The organism is Eubacterium sp. AF34-35BH, from assembly GCF_003477765.1.
Taxonomy (GTDB): domain Bacteria; phylum Bacillota; class Clostridia; order Lachnospirales; family Lachnospiraceae; genus Eubacterium_G.
The window spans coordinates 173,822-191,039 of record NZ_QUDZ01000003.1; the positions used below are offsets into that span (position 1 = coordinate 173,822).

14 protein-coding genes are annotated in these 17,218 nt (G+C 32.5%); 3 read left to right on the top strand and 11 right to left on the bottom strand.

Annotated elements, in window-relative coordinates:
* Positions 1–241: 241 nt before the first annotated feature.
* Genes DWZ69_RS04440 through DWZ69_RS04470 form a run of 7 tightly spaced genes read right to left on the bottom strand, consistent with a single transcriptional unit; the run spans position 242 to position 9,717 of the window.
* The gene (locus DWZ69_RS04440) at positions 242–1,270 is read right to left on the bottom strand and encodes a peptidylprolyl isomerase (RefSeq protein ID WP_117998857.1); all 1,029 of its coding nucleotides are present in this window, start codon (positions 1,268–1,270) and stop codon (positions 242–244) included.
* 34 nt (positions 1,271–1,304) lie between these two features.
* Complete coding sequence (locus tag DWZ69_RS04445; protein ID WP_117998856.1) at positions 1,305–2,090, bottom strand: HAD-IIB family hydrolase; 786 nt, start codon at positions 2,088–2,090, stop codon at positions 1,305–1,307.
* An 18-nt stretch (positions 2,091–2,108) separates the two neighbouring features.
* Entirely contained in the window at positions 2,109–4,238 is a 2,130-nt protein-coding gene (locus tag DWZ69_RS04450) for an SH3 domain-containing protein (protein WP_158573360.1), read from the bottom strand.
* Positions 4,239–4,289: 51 nt separating this feature from the next.
* Positions 4,290–6,674 carry a DNA topoisomerase (ATP-hydrolyzing) gene (locus DWZ69_RS04455; RefSeq protein WP_118436239.1) on the bottom strand — a complete coding sequence of 795 codons (2,385 nt, stop codon included), beginning with the start codon at positions 6,672–6,674 and terminating at the stop codon, positions 4,290–4,292.
* Between the two features lie 10 nt (positions 6,675–6,684).
* Positions 6,685–8,592, bottom strand: a complete 1,908-nt coding sequence (locus DWZ69_RS04460; RefSeq protein WP_118436241.1) for a DNA gyrase subunit B — start codon at positions 8,590–8,592, stop codon at positions 6,685–6,687.
* Between the two features lie 21 nt (positions 8,593–8,613).
* Entirely contained in the window at positions 8,614–9,282 is a 669-nt protein-coding gene (locus DWZ69_RS04465) for a histidine phosphatase family protein (protein ID WP_118436243.1), read from the bottom strand.
* 21 nt (positions 9,283–9,303) lie between these two features.
* Complete coding sequence (locus DWZ69_RS04470) at positions 9,304–9,717, bottom strand: GNAT family N-acetyltransferase (protein WP_118436245.1); 414 nt, start codon at positions 9,715–9,717, stop codon at positions 9,304–9,306.
* Positions 9,718–9,925: 208 nt separating this feature from the next.
* Between DWZ69_RS04470 and DWZ69_RS04475 the strand changes: the two genes are divergently transcribed.
* The gene (locus tag DWZ69_RS04475; protein ID WP_158573361.1) at positions 9,926–11,413 is read left to right on the top strand and encodes a M15 family metallopeptidase; all 1,488 of its coding nucleotides are present in this window, start codon (positions 9,926–9,928) and stop codon (positions 11,411–11,413) included.
* Positions 11,414–11,690: 277 nt separating this feature from the next.
* Complete coding sequence (locus tag DWZ69_RS04480) at positions 11,691–12,353, top strand: Pr6Pr family membrane protein (protein WP_118436249.1); 663 nt, start codon at positions 11,691–11,693, stop codon at positions 12,351–12,353.
* Positions 12,354–12,536: 183 nt separating this feature from the next.
* Here DWZ69_RS04480 and DWZ69_RS04485 read toward each other — a convergent pair whose 3' ends face one another.
* The 4 genes from DWZ69_RS04485 to DWZ69_RS04500 form a co-directional block, all read right to left on the bottom strand.
* On the bottom strand, positions 12,537–13,226 hold the full coding sequence (locus DWZ69_RS04485; protein ID WP_118436251.1) for a YjjG family noncanonical pyrimidine nucleotidase: 690 nt from the start codon (positions 13,224–13,226) through the stop codon (positions 12,537–12,539).
* Positions 13,226–14,230: a tryptophan--tRNA ligase gene (gene trpS / locus DWZ69_RS04490; RefSeq protein WP_117998847.1), complete on the bottom strand. Its 1,005-nt coding sequence runs from the start codon at positions 14,228–14,230 to the stop codon at positions 13,226–13,228. The genes DWZ69_RS04485 and trpS overlap by 1 nt, the downstream gene beginning before the upstream one ends.
* Positions 14,231–14,461: 231 nt before the next feature.
* Complete coding sequence (rsmH, locus tag DWZ69_RS04495) at positions 14,462–15,556, bottom strand: 16S rRNA (cytosine(1402)-N(4))-methyltransferase RsmH (protein WP_117998846.1); 1,095 nt, start codon at positions 15,554–15,556, stop codon at positions 14,462–14,464.
* A 167-nt stretch (positions 15,557–15,723) separates the two neighbouring features.
* A complete protein-coding gene (locus tag DWZ69_RS04500; RefSeq protein WP_117998845.1) occupies positions 15,724–16,185 on the bottom strand; it encodes a hypothetical protein in 462 nt (153 codons plus the stop codon).
* 317 nt (positions 16,186–16,502) lie between these two features.
* On the opposite strand from DWZ69_RS04500, the gene DWZ69_RS04505 reads away from it, so the two are divergent.
* Positions 16,503–16,985 (top strand): S-ribosylhomocysteine lyase, encoded by a 483-nt coding sequence (locus tag DWZ69_RS04505; protein ID WP_117998844.1) that lies wholly within the window; start codon positions 16,503–16,505, stop codon positions 16,983–16,985.
* Positions 16,986–17,218: the final 233 nt, after the last annotated feature.

The following is a 17,218-nucleotide window of genomic DNA, read 5'->3' on the forward strand; positions in this document are numbered from 1 at the left end:
GTTTTGCTTAACAAATTTAATTGTTAAACAAAACTTCTTTTTTATAAATTTTAATAAATCAAACTTGCAATAAATTCCATCTTAAATTTATTAATCAATGGTATATCAACTGCCCTCATTTTACGGTTCCATTTTATTTGCTATTTTTATCATTATAAGACCTACGGTACCAATTGCTAAACAAATACTGCAAACCAAATCTTTCTTGTATTTTGTTCTTTTATAGCTTAATATTATACGACTAAATATCTCCATACAAACTAAAGAAGTTTGATGATTTTAAATCTTTTATATCTTCAGGGACAATATCTTCCCATTCTGACGTATTAAAATCATAACTGCTGTCCTTTAGGAAACTGTTATATTCTTTCTGGAATAGTGCCTTTTTTTGCTTCTTGATGATATTTTCCTTGTTCTTAGCTGTCTCATCTTTCATATAATTATCAACGCAGTAAATCAGGTAATAATCATTTCCGTCATTAATAATTTCACTGGTCTGATTTTTATTAACGTTAAAGGCTTCTTTTTCCAATGTTGTTGTAGCTTCATTTTTCTTTATAACTTTTGTAGCTGAGTCATCTTCGCTTATCTGCTTTGCTTCCTTTTCGAAATTCGTAGTTCCTTTTTTTACCTTTTTAGCAATGGAACGTAACTTCTTTTGGATTGTATCAGGGGCTGTATTATCTGATGACATACGAATGTACTGTATTTTTATTACTCTTGCATCTTCTTCACTTACAGTCTCATCTACCTTCTCGGTAACTCTGTTGTAAACCTTGTCCGCCAAATAATAATTTCTGTACAATACTGTTGCTGTATCCAAATCCGCGTCTGTGTATTCCAGTTCACTTTGACTTAATGAATTATAAAACTTGTCTGCCACATCATTAATTGAACGCATGTCATCTTTATCTATTTTGATACCCTCTGTGTCTGCCATGGCTGCAATTGTATACTTAACAGTCATGTCTTCTTTAACTTTTTCCATAACGAAATCTTTTAACGTTGTGTCCTTGTCCACTTTTGCATTCCAGTCAACTTTTCCGCCAAAGTCCTTTTTATATTTATTCACATAGTTCATAAAAATCAATTTGTATTCACTTTTAGAACATGTTAAGTCATCTATTTTAAAAATTTCATCACTGCTTAATCCAAAGATTTTTCCTAATATGAATGTGTCACTTTTTATGCCGCAACCTGTTAAAAATGATGCGGTTAATGTAACTGCAATTCCTGTAGCTGCAATTCTTTTCAATTTTGAAAAATTCATTTTTTCTTCCTTCCTGCCAGTCTCTATTTATGTTTTACATTCTCATAATATCTTCCAAAATAGTATCAACACTTTCCGTAATATGTTTTGCCGCATGTCTTACCTGAGAATCTGCCCATTGCATTGCATAGCTGTAAAAACAATGTTCAAACATATCTATATCAGTAAAACCTGTTCCAAACACAACTGTGTCTTCTTCTGATATTTCATAAAAATGCTGAATTAAGGCTATTGCCATACCTTTAGTTACATATTGTCCTGTTATAAACATTTCATTAGGAGATGAAATTGATACATTGGCTTTTGCAGACCATCTTTTGTAAATCTTCTCAAAGCTCTTCTCATCAAATCCATCTTTGGAACATAATGTAATCTTTGTAACATCCCCATTTAATTCTTTTAAGTCATCAATATGTTCAGGCTCAATTCCTTTATTATTTAAGTATTTGAGAAACTCGTAATCATGAGTTTTTATAGCTGTATCTTTCTCATTTGAAAAAACCAAACGAATATCATTATTATATTCATCTTTTTCCATTTCAATAAGTACATCTAAACAAACAAGGCGGTCAATTGTTGTCTTGCTTATTACTTTTTCTCCCTGAAAAATCACGCCACCATCATTACAAATGTAAATAATATCATCCTGTATTTTTCCAAATAATGGTTTAACAAGATTGTAATTTAATCCTGTTGCTACAGCAAATTTAAAATCATTTTCTAACAGTGTAGCGATTAAGTCAATTGTTTCTTCTGAAATTGTTTTATTATTTTCATCTATTAATGTGCCTTCTAAACCACACACAATAAAATTAATCATTTTGCCTCCTAGTTATTTTTAATTTATAATTTTCCTTTTTGTTGATTTTTTTCCATAAATATTCTTATTTCCAACTGTTCTATATGCAGCAACCTTATAAAAATATGTCTTTTTGCCCTGAACATTTTTATCAACGCAATTTACATTGTTAGCGGATGTAACTGCTATTCTTGTAAATGGTCCCTTTGCTGCTGTCGACCTGTAAATAACATAACCACTTGCACCAGCTACCTTTTTCCATGTAACTTTCAAAGTTTTGCCCTGCTTAGTAACAGTTGGCTTTTTTACCTTTGAAGGTATTGGTTTTATGGTTACTGCTTTTGATTTTGCACTTTTGTGTTTCTTGCCTGATACAGTTCTATAGGCTTTTACCTTGTAGCTATATACTGTACCTGATACAAGATTTGTGTCCACATAACTGTTAACATTTCCCTTAGGCTTTGCTATTATAACATACTTTCCTGCTGCGTTTTTTCTATATAAATAATATCCATTGATATTATTCTGAGCATTCCATTTAACAGTAACAGAATTGTAATTCTTTGAGCTACCTGAAACTACAGGCTTTGAAGGTTTATAGGATTGTCCAACAGTTATTGTCATAGCACTCATATTGCCTGCTGCCGTATAAGCTCTAACTGTTGTTGTGCCTTTCTTTAATGCTGTAGCATAACCTGACTGGTCAACCTTTACAACTGCCGGATTGTCACTCATATAATAAACACTCTGACCTTTTGTAACTGACACCGGTAACTTGTATTTAGCACCTTTTGAAATTGACTTTTCACTGTGAACATTCAAATAAGATGCTGCAATATAGCCTTTGTAAGTCTTGTTATTTTTCACACATTTTACTTTATACCAGTATGGGTTACTTAACCAAGATGAGCCAAACAGATTACTTGTTCTTACACCTTCTAATATTGTAACATTTGTATTCTTACTTAAAGTTGTTAATGTCTTTGTATTAGTGCCTGCACCCTGTCTTAAATTAACTGTTGAGATAACCGTCCCCTGTTTTGAACTGCTACCTATTGTTACCTTGGCACTTGTAGATGGCATATTTTTGTAAACAGGAATTACAAAAGTTAAAGCAAGTTTTGTGACACCCATCTCATTATAAGCATCACTTCCAATTGCTGCTTCTGAAGCTGCTCCGTAAATATTAGTCATGTACTGGTGCTGGTATAAACCGTATGTAGAGTTTTTATTTACATTAAATCTTTGGAAGTATGTAGTGTACTGACCAGCATTAATGTATTTTTCTCCTATATATTCTGCTCCACCTATAATAGATTTTCCCGGTGCGTTCCACTTTCTATTGTATGTATTACCAGAGCTTGCCCATGCCAGTCCGTTAGCTATTGGATTAGAACTTGTGTAAGCTCCAATGTTATAGAAATTATAAATTCCCTTGTACTTAGAAGAATACTCTCCATTAACACTACCACTTGCTCCCATACCTGCATATTTTGAATTCTTCTTTGAACCAACTTCCTGAAGTATTTTTGAGGCAATATAATAAGCACTTACCTTACTTCCTTTTGCAGCTTCTATAATTTTTGATGAATATTTAACATCTGTTGACTTGTATTTGCCAGCAGTTGTTAAATAACCAATGTTTTTTTTGTACATAAAAGAGCCTTCTAAAACTGCCTCCACTCCACTTGCAGTCTGTGTTGAATCGTATGCTAATTTTTCAAACTGATAAATATGCGTATCATTTAAAAAGTTTCTCGGATCCATAAAATACTGGACGGCTACCTTTGAGGCTGTTACCCAACTACTACCGTCTTTTGCTATATAAGCTCCTGTAGAAGCATTATAATCTCCAGGTTCTGTAGACTTTAAATACTTGCTGTAACTTTTTTCAATTAAGCTTCTGTCATCTTTTAATTCATTTTCCAATGCAGTATTAAAATTGATTCCCGTATTATAAGGAACAAATTTCCACTTAGGATATTTTTTGTGAAGCTTCCTTAAATATGGTTTATAACTGCCAGGAAAACCTTTAATACTTGTCTCAAACGAATCTGCTGCCATTACTTCTCTGCTGTCAAAAGATATTCCAAAAAACAAGTTTACAATCATGGTTACTATAACAATTATTATAATTGTGTTTTTTACTGTTTTTTTGCGTGCTCTCATATATTTCATCCTTTTTGCATAACAACAAGTTACAAGTTCTTCAAGGTCTCATTATCTGCGGACTTTTACGCCTTTAGTACCGCGTTTTCCAATTTTGAGTTTTCTAAGTTCTACCTGTTTTCCTTTATATTCAACAACTTCATTATCCCCAATATCCAAAAGATATACGTGTGTAACAAAGTCTTCTGCATTAAGTTTAATACCCTTAACACCAAGTGTTGCCTTCTTCAATTCAGGCACTTCCTTAATTGGGAATCTTAAGAATATACCGTCGTTTGTCTGTAAAACTAAGATTTCTCTTGTATACTGTAATTCTTTTTCCTGATGATTATCAGTATCCATATTAGTAAATTCCATTTGCTCATAATCAAGCATTTCAAAGTCATCTGAGCCACCTGATAGTGCAATAGGCATTTCAGTGTCTTCCACAACTTCTTTCTCTGAAACTCTTGTAATAACTACTGATACTAACTCATCATCTTTTCCAAGCTTTGTGGCTGCTACTGTTTTTCTGTTAGTCTCAAACTCGCTGCCATCAACAAGCTTTATCATTCCTTTTTTAGTTGTAAATAAAAGTTTCTTATCTTTAATCATATCAAAAGACATTAATGCAATTATGTTTTCTCCCTGACTACTATAATTACCTAAATTGTCAATTGGTACGCCCTTTTCTCTTACTTTCTTTGTAGGAATATTCTGTACCTTAATCTGATGAACATTTCCGTTATCTGTAAAAATGCAAATTGTATCAGTGTTCATACAGTTAAAATAATATTTGTTATTGGCTGTAACACTTTCAATATTTCTGTCAAATGCTGCAGGTTCTAAAAGTTTGGCATAACCGAACTTGTCCTGAACAAATACAACTTCCTGTTCAATAAATGCATTTTCATCAAACACAGCTTCTTTTCCATCTTCAATAAGAGTTCTACGTGGTCTGTTGTATTCCTTTTTAATGGCTCTTAAATCCTTCTTTATGGCATTTGTCATTGCTCTTTTACTATTAAGAATTTCTTCGTAATCAGCAATCTGGTTTACAAGTTCTTCGTATTCTTTTTGAAGAGCCATAATTTCAAGACCAATTAACTTGGCAAGTCTTAAGTCCAAAATTGCCTGCGCCTGACGTTCTGTAAAACATAAATTGCCTGCTAATAAAGCTGACTCAGGATTCTTAAATTTAATGCCTTCAGTATTACCATTTACAAGACAGTCCTTAACCTGTTTCTGACTTTGGCAACCTCTGATTATTTCGATTATTAAATCAATAATGTTAGTTGCCTTAATAAGACCTTCCTTAACTTCTTTCTGTTCTAAAGCCTTATTTAAAAGAGTTGTATATTTTCTTGTGGCAAGTTCATACTGAAAATCAACACTGTATTTAATAACCTGTTTAAGTCCCATTACTTCCGGTCTTCCGTCTGCAATGGCTAACATATTAACTCCAAATGTATCTTCAAGTTTAGTTTTCTTGTAGAGCATATTTGTTAATTTTTCAACATCTGCTCCCTTTTTTAACTCTAAAACAATCCTAATACCATCTTTATTTGATGCGTTGGAAATATCAACAATATCATTTGTTTTCTTTGTTTCAACAAGGTCAATTACGTCTGAAATAAACTTGCTTATTCCTGTACCAATCATTGTGTATGGAATTTCAGTAATAACTAACTTGTCTTTTTCTCTGCCTTTGCCTTTTTCAAATTCTAATTTTCCACGAAGTTTGATTTTTCCTGTTCCTGTTTCATAAATCTTTGGTAAATCAGACTTGTTGGCAACAATTCCTCCTGTTGGAAAATCCGGACCGGGAATTATCTTCATTAATTCTTCTGTTGTAATGCTGTTCTTGTCCATGTAAGCAATAACCGCATCCACAACTTCCCCTAAATTATGAGTAGGAATATTTGTTGTCATACCTACGGCAATACCTTCTGCACCATTTACCAAAAGATTTGGTACACGTACAGGAAGTACCTGTGGTTCTTTTTCTGTTTCATCAAAGTTTGGTACGAAATCTACAACATCTTTATTTAAGTCTGCCAAATAAACATCTTCTGTAAATTTCTGTAGTTTAGCTTCAGTATAACGCATTGCAGCGGCTCCGTCACCTTCAATTGAGCCAAAATTTCCATGACCGTCAACTAACGCCATTCCTTTTTTGAACTGCTGTGCCAAAACTACTAAAGTTTCATAAATTGAACTATCACCATGTGGATGATATTTACCCATTGTATCACCTACGATACGGGCTGATTTTCTATGTGGTTTGTCATGAGATAAGCCTAACTGATCCATTGCATAAAGTACACGTCTTTGTACCGGCTTTAATCCGTCTCTTGCATCCGGAAGTGCTCTGGCGCAAATAACGCTCATCGCATAATCAATATAACTTTTCTGCATTACCTCAGAATATTCTGTTTTTATAATTTGTTCTGCCATTAATATCTCCCTAAATATCCAAATCAGCGTCTTTTGCATGATTATAAATAAATTCTCTTCTTGGACCTACTTCACTTCCCATTAACATACTTGTTACATCAGAAGCAAGTCTTGCGTCCTCTATTTCTACCTGTTTTAAAATTCTTGTTTCAGGATTAAGCGTAGTCTCCCATAACTGGTCAGGATCCATTTCACCTAAACCTTTGTAACGTTGAAGTGTAAAACCTTTGTGAGTCTTTCTGTATTTTTCCAATGCCTTGTCATCATACAAATATTCACCTTCTCCTCTTTTGGGAACAACCTTGTAAAGAGGTGGTGTTGCAATATATACGTGACCGTGATTAATTAATTCAGGCATAAATCTATAGAAAAATGTAAGTAATAATGTATCAATATGAGAACCGTCAACGTCCGCATCAGTCATAATAATAATTTTGTGGAATTTTAATTTTTCAATGTCAAAATCATTTCCATAGCCTTCTGAAAAACCACATCCGAAAGCATTTATCATTGTTTTAATTTCTGCATTTGCCAGTACCTTATCCATTGATGCTTTTTCAACATTTAATATTTTTCCTCGAATTGGCATAATTGCCTGTGTCTTTCTGTCTCTTGCTGTCTTGGCTGAGCCACCCGCAGAATCTCCCTCCACTATGAATATCTCACATTTTTCAGGTTTTCTGCTTTCGCAGTTTGCAAGTTTACCATTACTGTCAATGGAAAATCTACTTTTTGAAAGCATGTTTGTTTTTGCTTTTTCTTCTGACTTTCTGATTTTTGCAGATTTTTCAGCGCAGCTAATTACATTTTTCAAACTCTCAATATTTTTATCAAAAAATAAAACAAGCTGTTCTCCTGCGATGCTCTTTGTTGCTTTTTCAGCGTCAGGATTGTCCAATTTTGTTTTTGTCTGCCCTTCAAATCTTGGATCAGGATGCTTACATGCCACAACAGCCACTAAACCATTTCTAACATCTGCCCCTGTAAAGTTTGAATCCTTCTCTTTTAACACACCAAGTTCTCTTGCGTACTGATTAATTGTCTGTGTTAAAACTGACTTGAAACCTGTTATGTGTGTACCGCCTTCCTGTGTGTAAATGTTATTACAGAAACCTGAAATATTTTCTGTAAATTCATTTATATACTGAAAAGCAATCTCAAGTTCAATGCCCTCAATATCATCTTTAAAATAAATAATGTCTGTTACTTTTTCCTTGTCCTTAGTCATGTCAGCTATAAAAGCCTTAATTCCGTCAGGTTCAGAAAATGTTACTGTCTCCTCTTCCCCTACTCTTTTATTTTCAAAAATAATTGTCAGATTAGGATTAAGGTATGCTGTTTCATGGAGACGGCTTTTAATTGCATCTGCCTTAAAATATGTTTTTTCAAAAATTTCTCCATCAGGGAAAAAGCTAACAGTTGTACCTGTATCATTTTTTCTGCATTTTCCAACTTCCTTTAAGTCGTAGCAAATCTTACCCTGTTCATATCTTTGGTTGTAAACTTTTCCGTCTCTTTTTACATTAACTTCCAGCCAAAGTGATAAAGCATTAACAACTGATGAGCCTACACCATGGAGGCCACCTGAAATCTTGTAGTTGCTATCACCAAATTTACCACCTGCATGAAGGGTTGTAAAAACAACTTCCACTGCCGGCCTACCTGTCTGCTCATTTAAGTCAACCGGTATGCCTCGTCCATTATCTTTAATTGTAGCCGAACCGTCTTTTTCCAAAGTTACTGTAATTTCAGAACAGTACCCAGCCAAATGTTCATCCACCGAATTGTCTACTATTTCATATATAAGATGATTAAGTCCTTTAGTACCTACGCTACCAATATACATTCCCGGTCTTTTTCTTACCGGTTCAAGTCCTTCAAGTACCGCTATACTATTTCCATCATAATTATTAGCCATAAAAAACTCCCTGTCTTAAATTTATTTATCTTTCTGCATTCTGAAAAAACCTGTTCCAAAATGCTTTCTCATTAAATAATCTTTTCCTTCCAAATGTGCAAAATCATTAAATCTTTCAATATGGAAAGTTTTCATTTTTTCATCATACATAATGTGAGCGATACTGCTATTTTCAATTTGTCTTCCGTATGTAAGCCATTTACAATAATCAGCTCCCATAATTCCTGTAAGCAAAGCTCTTAAAACTCCACCATGAGTTACAACGCATACATTTTCGTATGGTTCCTTTGTTAAATCCTTTAGTGCTTCCATTACTCTGTTAAACACCATTTCACAGTTTTCACCACCGTCAGGATATGGCAAATCTTCTTCCATTAAGACTCTCTTAAAAAGAAAATCCTGATATTTTTCTTTAATAACAGAATTCTCAAGTCCTGTCATACCGCCAAAGTTTGCTTCCTGCCATCTTTCATCTATTACTCTCTTTTTATTCAAATGAGAATTAATTATATCTGCTGTCTCTTTTGCTCTAATAAGCTGACTTGAATAAACAGCTTCTATGCCATAATCATTTTCTGCAAGTCTTTTTCCTAATAAATCAGCCTGCTCTCTACCTTCTTTTGAAAGTTCCACATCTACATTACATAATGTACTGTTTTGTCTACCGTGTCTTATTAAGTAAATATTCATAATCTTACTCCTTCCAAAATTCTATTTTATGTACATAATCATTCCCGGACCTAACTTATCATTAGGTCTTGAAATAAAGCCTTCCTTCTTATAAAAGTTTTCTCTGCCTCTTGCACACATTAAATCAAGCATTATCTCTGTGTCACTTAACTTTATTTCCTTTACATAATCAATAAGCTTAGTAATAATTGCATGTCCCATGCCTTTTTTCTGATATTCAGGAACAACTATAAGGTCCTGTATATAGCAGATTACTGCCCCGTCACCTACAATTCTTCCCATGCCTACAGGCTCATTATCTTCATAAGCCACTACTGTATAAAGACTCCCCTTTATTGCTACTTCTGCCTGAGTTTTGGTCAATTTCTTCCAGTTTACTTTTTCTCTTAACTTTAAATATGTATCTATGTCCAATTGATTAGTTTTTAAAATCATAATATCTCTTTTCCATTAAGTAAGTCTAAGCTTTCCAACGTCAGAACGCAAAAAGCCACTTTAACCAATATATTATACAATATTTATTTTCTTTCTTCAAATGATTTTCTGTTATAAAATATTATTTTCTATTATAAAATCATCTTTTATGGTAAACTTGTAGACAGGGTATGTTTATGCCTAAAATATTTTACAAGGAGATATGAAAATGAAAAAGAAACAATATAGTTTAGTCGGGCTTTTCATTGTCACATTACTATTTAATATTGCTTTTATTTTTAATGTTAATGTTTTTGCTGACACATTATCCACAAACTATCAGCCAGTTATTGACAATGTAAATAAGACTGCAGACTCAGTTGAACTACAATGGCATGTTAGTGATGATGATTACTACTACTTTAATATTTACAAAGCCACTTCTAAGGACGGCGACTATCAGTTATTGTCACAAAGCAATTTCCCTTATTATACTGATTATAATTTCAGTGCCGGCGTGCATTATTTTTATAAAATCGAGACAGTATATTTCGATGAAAATGATGATTTGCAAACAAGCGAGGCAATTTTCGTAGAAGATGTTTTTACACCTCTTGCTGTACCAACATTAAAAACAGCAACTGCCGTTAAGTCTCATGGCATAACACTTAGCTGGAACGGGACAAAGGACTCACAAGGCTACGAAGTTTACAGAAGCACCACTTCAAATGGAAGTTATTCATTAATAAAAACCGTAAAGACTACCTCTTTTGATTACTATATGGCACCTTACAGTTACACAAATAAAAAACTTACAGTTGGTAAAACCTATTACTATAAAATACGTGCTTATGTAACTTATGACAATGTAAAATATTACAGTAATTTTTCTACAGTAAAATATGCCCAGGTTCGAACTGACAGTGCAAAAATTACTACTACATATTCAAAAAAACCAAAGACCAACACTCTTTACTGGAAGAAAATTTCAGATGGTAACGGTTATGTAATTTATTATTCAACAAAATACAATGGCAAATACAAAAAGCTTGCTACCTTAAAGGGTAACAACAAATTACACTACACTCATAAAAAAGTAAAAAACGGCAAAGCCTATTATTACAAGGTTTACAGCTATAAAACATTTTCCGGAAAAATGCTTCTAAGCGTTGAACCCGGCTATTATGAAAAATACTGTAACTACTACTCTTTTGAAAATGAGCCTTATGACAGTCGTATACAAAGACTGTTTGGCAACAGTAAAACTGCCTGGTACAAAACTTCAAAAATTGCAAGTAAAAATATGAAAACAGTTAGAATTAAGGTTTGGGACAGAACAACAGGTGGCAAAAAATATACAAGACATTTTTATGTTACGGTGAACAAGGGACTGGCACCTTCTGTAAAAAAAATGTTTAAAGAAATTTACAAAACAAAGGAACGTTTTCCTATTCATGACATTGGTTGCTACAACTGGCGTGGAAACGGCTCAGCCTCTGAACACTGTATCGGCACAGCCTTTGATATTAATTCAAATGAAAACTATATGATTGACAACGGTCAGATTTTAGCAGGTTCTTTTTGGAAACCTAAAAAAAGCAAATATTCAATTCCACTAAAATGCCCACTTGTAAAAATTTTAAATAAGTATGGCTTTGAAAGAGGCTTTTGGGGCAACAGAAAAGACTACATGCATTTCTCTTATTTGGGAACTTAATTTGTTCATACACAAATGTTCATACGCAAACTATAGTTATGTAAAATCTGTAATCGTAAAAACTACAACAATATAATAATTTAAATATATTAGATTAAATATAATAATTTTAATATAATAGTTTAAATACATTAGATTTTTTAACATATTACTCAAACATGTTTTTTAATCTATAAAAGTGTTTGAGATTTTAAAACACGCAATTAACAATGAAATATTTTACAAATGTTTTTTTCATACTCCTGGTAATAATATTATTATCAGGAGTGTTTGTTTTATGAAAAAAAGATTTGAGTTAATTTACAGAATTTTATTTATAATCATATCAATTACAGGAATCGCCATTCATTTTGACATTAATGACAGGGATGTTAATGTTCACGAATTTAGTTTCTTTACATTGTGGAGCAATATTTTCTGTGCTGTATTTATGAGTGTTCTTTTAATTAAACATTTTACAAAAAAGAATACCCGCTCTACTCTTTTAATTTATTTTAAGGGCATGGCACTGTCCTGCATTACATGTACATTTTTAATTTATCATTTTTCAGAACATAAAATAATATTGCAACAAGACACTATGACACCTCTTGGCTTGCCTGTGGAAAGCATTATCGCCCACTATATTGTGCCGTTTATGTTTGTTTTTGACTGGCTTATATTCCAGCCCAAGGGATTATTTAAATGGAGTTATATTTTCAGTTGGCTTGCTTTCCCATTAGTATATATTTTCGCATTTTTTACAAGATGTGCCTGTAACACACCGGAAGAATTTAGAAATGTACCTAAATACCCATACTTCTTCCTAAATTATGACTATTTGGGTATGAGAAAGTGTTTACTCTACATTGTGGTAATTACCGTTATATTTCTGGCGGTTAATACTATTATTGTTTTTGCAGATAAATTTTTAAGCAATTTAAAAGCAAAAAAACATTAAGTATTTCTTCGAATCAACATTTAAACTGTTATGTTTCAAGTTAAACTTATATTACAAGTTTAACTTTTATTACCAATTTAACTTTTGGTCATTCAATAAATACTTAATGTTTTTTATGTAAGTAATATAAAATTTCTCTGAAATTCCTATTACGTATAAAACATTCCACTAGGAAATAGTTCTTTATTTTTCTTTTTTTAGAACATCATACAATTCTTCTAAGTTGCCTATAACATAATTGATTTTCATATTGTCAGGTGTGGTTAGATTATGTGGATTGTACCAGCATGTTTTAATACCTGCATTTATTCCACCCTGTATGTCTGAACTTAAGCTGTCGCCCACGATAATTGTTTCATCTTTATTTAGATTAGGAATCTCAGCAAAACATCTTTCAAAAAATCTAATGTCCGGCTTGTTTATTCCAACTCTTTGCGAAATAAATATTTTTTTAAAATATTTTTCTAAGTGGGCTCCGGCTATTCTTCTATCCTGAACTGAAGCGGTTCCATTGGAAACTATGTATAAATTATATTTGTCTTTTAAATTCTCCAACAGCTCTACTGCTCCAGCCACAAAGAAATACTGATTACTTAACATTTCTTCGTATGTTTCCCAAGCTTTTTTCCCTGAACACTGAAAACCTATCTTCTCAAACAGCATCTCAAATCTGCCTAGAAGTACCTGATTTCTTGTCAGTTCTCCTGTTTCCAACTTTTTCCAATGAAGATCATTTATCTTGCTATAAAGCTTAATCGTACTTTCATCATGTGGCACTCCAAGAACTGTTAAAGCCTTATCCAATGCTACATGCTCGCACTTTTTAAAATCTAAAATTGTATCATCTAAATCTAATAATATATTTTTTATCATTATCTGATTTTTTCTGTAAGTCCGACTTTCTTCTGAACTTTTCTTAATGTTTTGTTTGCAAAATATGCAGCCTTTTCGTCATTTTCTTTTATAACACCATTAAGATATGCTTTGTCTTTCTGAATTTCATAGAATCTGTCCTGTAATGGTTTAAGTCTGTCTGCAACTGATTCACCTACTGCTAACTTAAACTCGCCATAACCTTTTCCGTCAAATTCTTTTTCAACTTCTTCAATAGTCTTTCCTGTAATACATGAATAAATGTTAATTAAGTTCTGAATTCCAGGCTTGTCATCAGAATATCTGATTTCCATATCTGAATCTGTAACAGCTCTCTTGAACTTTCTGATAATTGTGTCAGGATCATCCATAAGCAAAATACTTGCATTTGGATTCTCGTCTGATTTTGACATTTTTCTTGATGGATCCTGAAGACTCATAATTTTTGCTGTTGACTTTCCAATATATGGTTCAGGAATTGTAAATACATCACCGTAAATTCCATTAAATCTTGTAGCAATATCTCTTGTCAACTCTAAATGCTGCTTCTGGTCAACACCTACAGGAACAACATCTGCCTGATACAATAAAATATCTGCTGCCATAAGTGACGGATATGTAAATAATCCTGCATTAATATTGTCAGCATGCTTTGCAGCCTTGTCCTTAAACTGTGTCATACGGTTAAGTTCACCCATGTATGTGAAGCAATCTAAAATCCATGCAAGCTCTGCATGTGCAGATACATGTGATTGGAAGTAAATACAGTTCTTCTCAGGATCTAATCCTGCTGCAATATATAATGTATATAAATCTCTTGCTCTCTTTCTAAGTTCTGCAGGATTCTGTCTTACAGTTAATGAATGTAAATCTGCAATTGCATAAAAGCACTCATATTCTTCCTGCATCTTTAACCAGTTGTCAAGAGCTCCTAAATAATTTCCTAATGTAAGTGTGCCTGTTGACTGCATGGCACTATATGAAACTTTCTTATCTCCTAGCATATTTTTTCTCCTTGAATATATTGTTTGTTCATTATTTAACATACCATTGTATTGTATCACTTTTGTAATAAATTGTATAGAAAAAAGTACAGAACCAGTTCTTTAATTACTACAATTACAAAGCTTTTTACCTGCAAATTATTTTTCGATATTATGATATTAAAATGTTCGCAAATTAAGTTTTAAATATTTGAACGTCAAATATAGAATACATTAATACTTTTATAACCTTTACTTCTTAATTGCCCAGCGCATTTTTGTCGACTTTGCTCTTGGGTTTCTGTTGCATTCAGCCTTTCCCGGTCTTATTACATCTCTTGCCACATCACTGTAAACACCTTGTTTTTTTAGAGCCTTAAATGACTTTTTCACCAATCTGTCTTCTCCTGAATGGAATGTGAGTATTGCTACTCTACCATTTGGTGCCAAAACCTCCGGCAATTTTTCCAGAAAATCATATAAAACTTCAAATTCATTATTAACATCAATTCTAAGTGCCTGAAATGTTCTTGCGCAACTTTTCTTGACAGCTTCCTCCCTTTCTTTTTTAGGTAGGTAAATCAAAGCCTTCTCAATAATATCTTTTAACTGAGTTGTTGTTTCGATTTTCTTTTTTCTTCTTTCTTCAACAACTGTTTTTGCAATTTCGTAAGCATAAGGTTCGTCTGAATTTTCAATAAGCATACCTTCCAATTCATCCATTGAAATTGTATTAATACGTTCTGCTGCAGAAATTCCCTGATTTGGATTCAGCCTTAAATCAAGCGGTCCTTCATATTTGTAAGTAAAGCCTCTTTCCGGATTATCAATTTGCATTGACGATACTCCTAAGTCAGCTAAAACAAAATCAAATTTTCCATACTTTTCTGCTACCTTATCAATATCCTTAAAGTTAATATTTACACCTGTAAAAATATCTTTCCCAAAGCCTTTGTCTTTTAGCCTTTTTTTAGTTTTTTCTATTTCAATAGGATCAATGTCAAGTCCGTACACATGCCCTTTTCCTTCTAGCTTGTCCAACATTTTTGACGTATGACCACCATAGCCTAAAGTTGCATCAAGGCCTTTTTGTCCCGGTTTTATTTCAAGAAAATCAAGAATTTCCTGAACCATAATAGAAATATGCATTCCCGCAGGTGTGCTACCCTTGCTAATTACTTTTTCAATTGTATCCTTGTATTTTTCAGGATTGTGCTCCTTGTACTTTTCCGCAAAAGTTCTAGGATGAGTTCCCTTATACCTTACACGACGCTTGTGGGGCTTGTCCTGATTATTTGCAACCTGGTTATCTATGTTATTAGAATTGATTTCTTTTATATTTTCCATTTTGGTCTCCTTTTTTTTGCAATGTATTCTTGTTTATCAGTAACTATTTAACTTACTACTGATTTTATTTAATTAATTTACTACTTTGGTTGCCATTTGGCTTACTATCTACCTTATTATTTTGTTTAATTATCTTGTCTAATTATTTGATTTAAACAATCGGTTTACTATTCATCTATACTACTTACCGGTTCGTAACTATAAACACCTGCTTCACCCACAGAAACACCAACCTTTGTAATATATATACCATTATTCCTCTTTCTGAAATAGATTTTGTAATACTCACATCCTTCGTTGTTTTGTCCATTCTTCAATGTTCCTTTATAATCTATCTCTATACAAATATAGTTTTTACACCAATTCTTTCTCTCTATATAGAACTCTAGCTTTTTCAGATTTATCCCACCTTCTTCAGTCCAATTGTTTTGTATTGAGTAATAAATTTTCTCTCCATCAATATTACTTATAAACTTGTTATCAATTTTATTTTTTGCGCAGTTTTCAACGATTTTTTCAATTTGATTTACAGTGTTTTTTCTCTGAATCAGTAAGTAAGTAACTCCGGACATTATTGCCAATATAACAACTATCACAATAGTTAAGTATATTCTTTTTTTCTTTTTCATAACTTTCTCCTAAAAATAATTTATAGACTTTTTCTTATGCAATATATCTTATTATACAACCTTTACAATGTAAACAAATTTATTTTAGCCACTGCTTGTTTAATACATCTTTGACTTTAGCTTATACTTTGCTTAACACATTTTTGATTTTGCTTGATACTTAACTTAACCCAGCTTTGATTTTGCTTGATACTTAACTTAACACAGCTTTGATTTTGCTTAATACTTAACTTAACATATAATTGATTTTGGTTGATTTTTCTCATACAATTATTTAATATATTTCTAGAAATTTATTATTTATCAGGAGGCATACTATGGAAAAAATTGCGAGTTTTACAATAGACCATTTGAAACTATTACCCGGAGTATATGTTTCAAGAAAAGACAAAGTTGGTGAGAATACTATTACAACTTTTGATATTAGAATGACACAACCTAACTTTGAGCCGGTTATGAATACTGCGGAAGTTCACACTATAGAGCATTTAGGCGCTACATTTTTAAGAAACCATAAGGAATTTTCTAACAAAACAATTTACTTTGGACCAATGGGATGCAGAACAGGTTTCTATTTAGTTTTAGCCGGAGATTACGAATCAAAAGATATTGTTGATTTAATGAAAGAAATGTTCGACTTTATGAGAAACTTTGAAGGTGAAGTGCCAGGTGCATGTGCTAAGGATTGTGGTAACTACTTAGACATGAATCTTAATATGGCAAAATATCTTTGCAACAAATACTACACAGAAATTCTTGAAAATATTACAGATGAACATTTGATTTATCCACAAAGTTAATCTATTTTCGACAAATTTTGTAAATGAAACTAATCAAATACACTTTTTCCACCCCTTTATGTTCTCACAGAACTAAAGGGGTGGAATTTTCTGCAATCATTTATAAGCATAAGTCCATCAAATGCTGTTTTTACACCCCTATGCTCTATAACATGACTAAAGGGGTGGAAATCGCTGGAATCTTTTGCAAGAATAAGTTCATCAAGCTCACTTTTTACACCCCTATGCTCTAT

What these genes read in the sequence shown, in the direction of transcription:
- DWZ69_RS04440 (WP_117998857.1), bottom strand. Translation starts at nt 1,270, where the DNA reads ATGAATTTTTCAAAATTGAAAAGAATTGCAGCTACAGGAATTGCAGTT.
- DWZ69_RS04445 (WP_117998856.1), bottom strand. Translation starts at nt 2,090, where the DNA reads ATGATTAATTTTATTGTGTGTGGTTTAGAAGGCACATTAATAGATGAA.
- DWZ69_RS04450 (WP_158573360.1), bottom strand. Translation starts at nt 4,238, where the DNA reads ATGAGAGCACGCAAAAAAACAGTAAAAAACACAATTATAATAATTGTT.
- DWZ69_RS04455 (WP_118436239.1), bottom strand. Translation starts at nt 6,674, where the DNA reads ATGGCAGAACAAATTATAAAAACAGAATATTCTGAGGTAATGCAGAAA.
- DWZ69_RS04460 (WP_118436241.1), bottom strand. Translation starts at nt 8,592, where the DNA reads ATGGCTAATAATTATGATGGAAATAGTATAGCGGTACTTGAAGGACTT.
- DWZ69_RS04465 (WP_118436243.1), bottom strand. Translation starts at nt 9,282, where the DNA reads ATGAATATTTACTTAATAAGACACGGTAGACAAAACAGTACATTATGT.
- DWZ69_RS04470 (WP_118436245.1), bottom strand. Translation starts at nt 9,717, where the DNA reads ATGATTTTAAAAACTAATCAATTGGACATAGATACATATTTAAAGTTA.
- DWZ69_RS04475 (WP_158573361.1), top strand. Translation starts at nt 9,926, where the DNA reads ATGAAAAAGAAACAATATAGTTTAGTCGGGCTTTTCATTGTCACATTA.
- DWZ69_RS04480 (WP_118436249.1), top strand. Translation starts at nt 11,691, where the DNA reads ATGAAAAAAAGATTTGAGTTAATTTACAGAATTTTATTTATAATCATA.
- DWZ69_RS04485 (WP_118436251.1), bottom strand. Translation starts at nt 13,226, where the DNA reads ATGATAAAAAATATATTATTAGATTTAGATGATACAATTTTAGATTTT.
- trpS (WP_117998847.1), bottom strand. Translation starts at nt 14,230, where the DNA reads ATGCTAGGAGATAAGAAAGTTTCATATAGTGCCATGCAGTCAACAGGC.
- rsmH (WP_117998846.1), bottom strand. Translation starts at nt 15,556, where the DNA reads ATGGAAAATATAAAAGAAATCAATTCTAATAACATAGATAACCAGGTT.
- DWZ69_RS04500 (WP_117998845.1), bottom strand. Translation starts at nt 16,185, where the DNA reads ATGAAAAAGAAAAAAAGAATATACTTAACTATTGTGATAGTTGTTATA.
- DWZ69_RS04505 (WP_117998844.1), top strand. Translation starts at nt 16,503, where the DNA reads ATGGAAAAAATTGCGAGTTTTACAATAGACCATTTGAAACTATTACCC.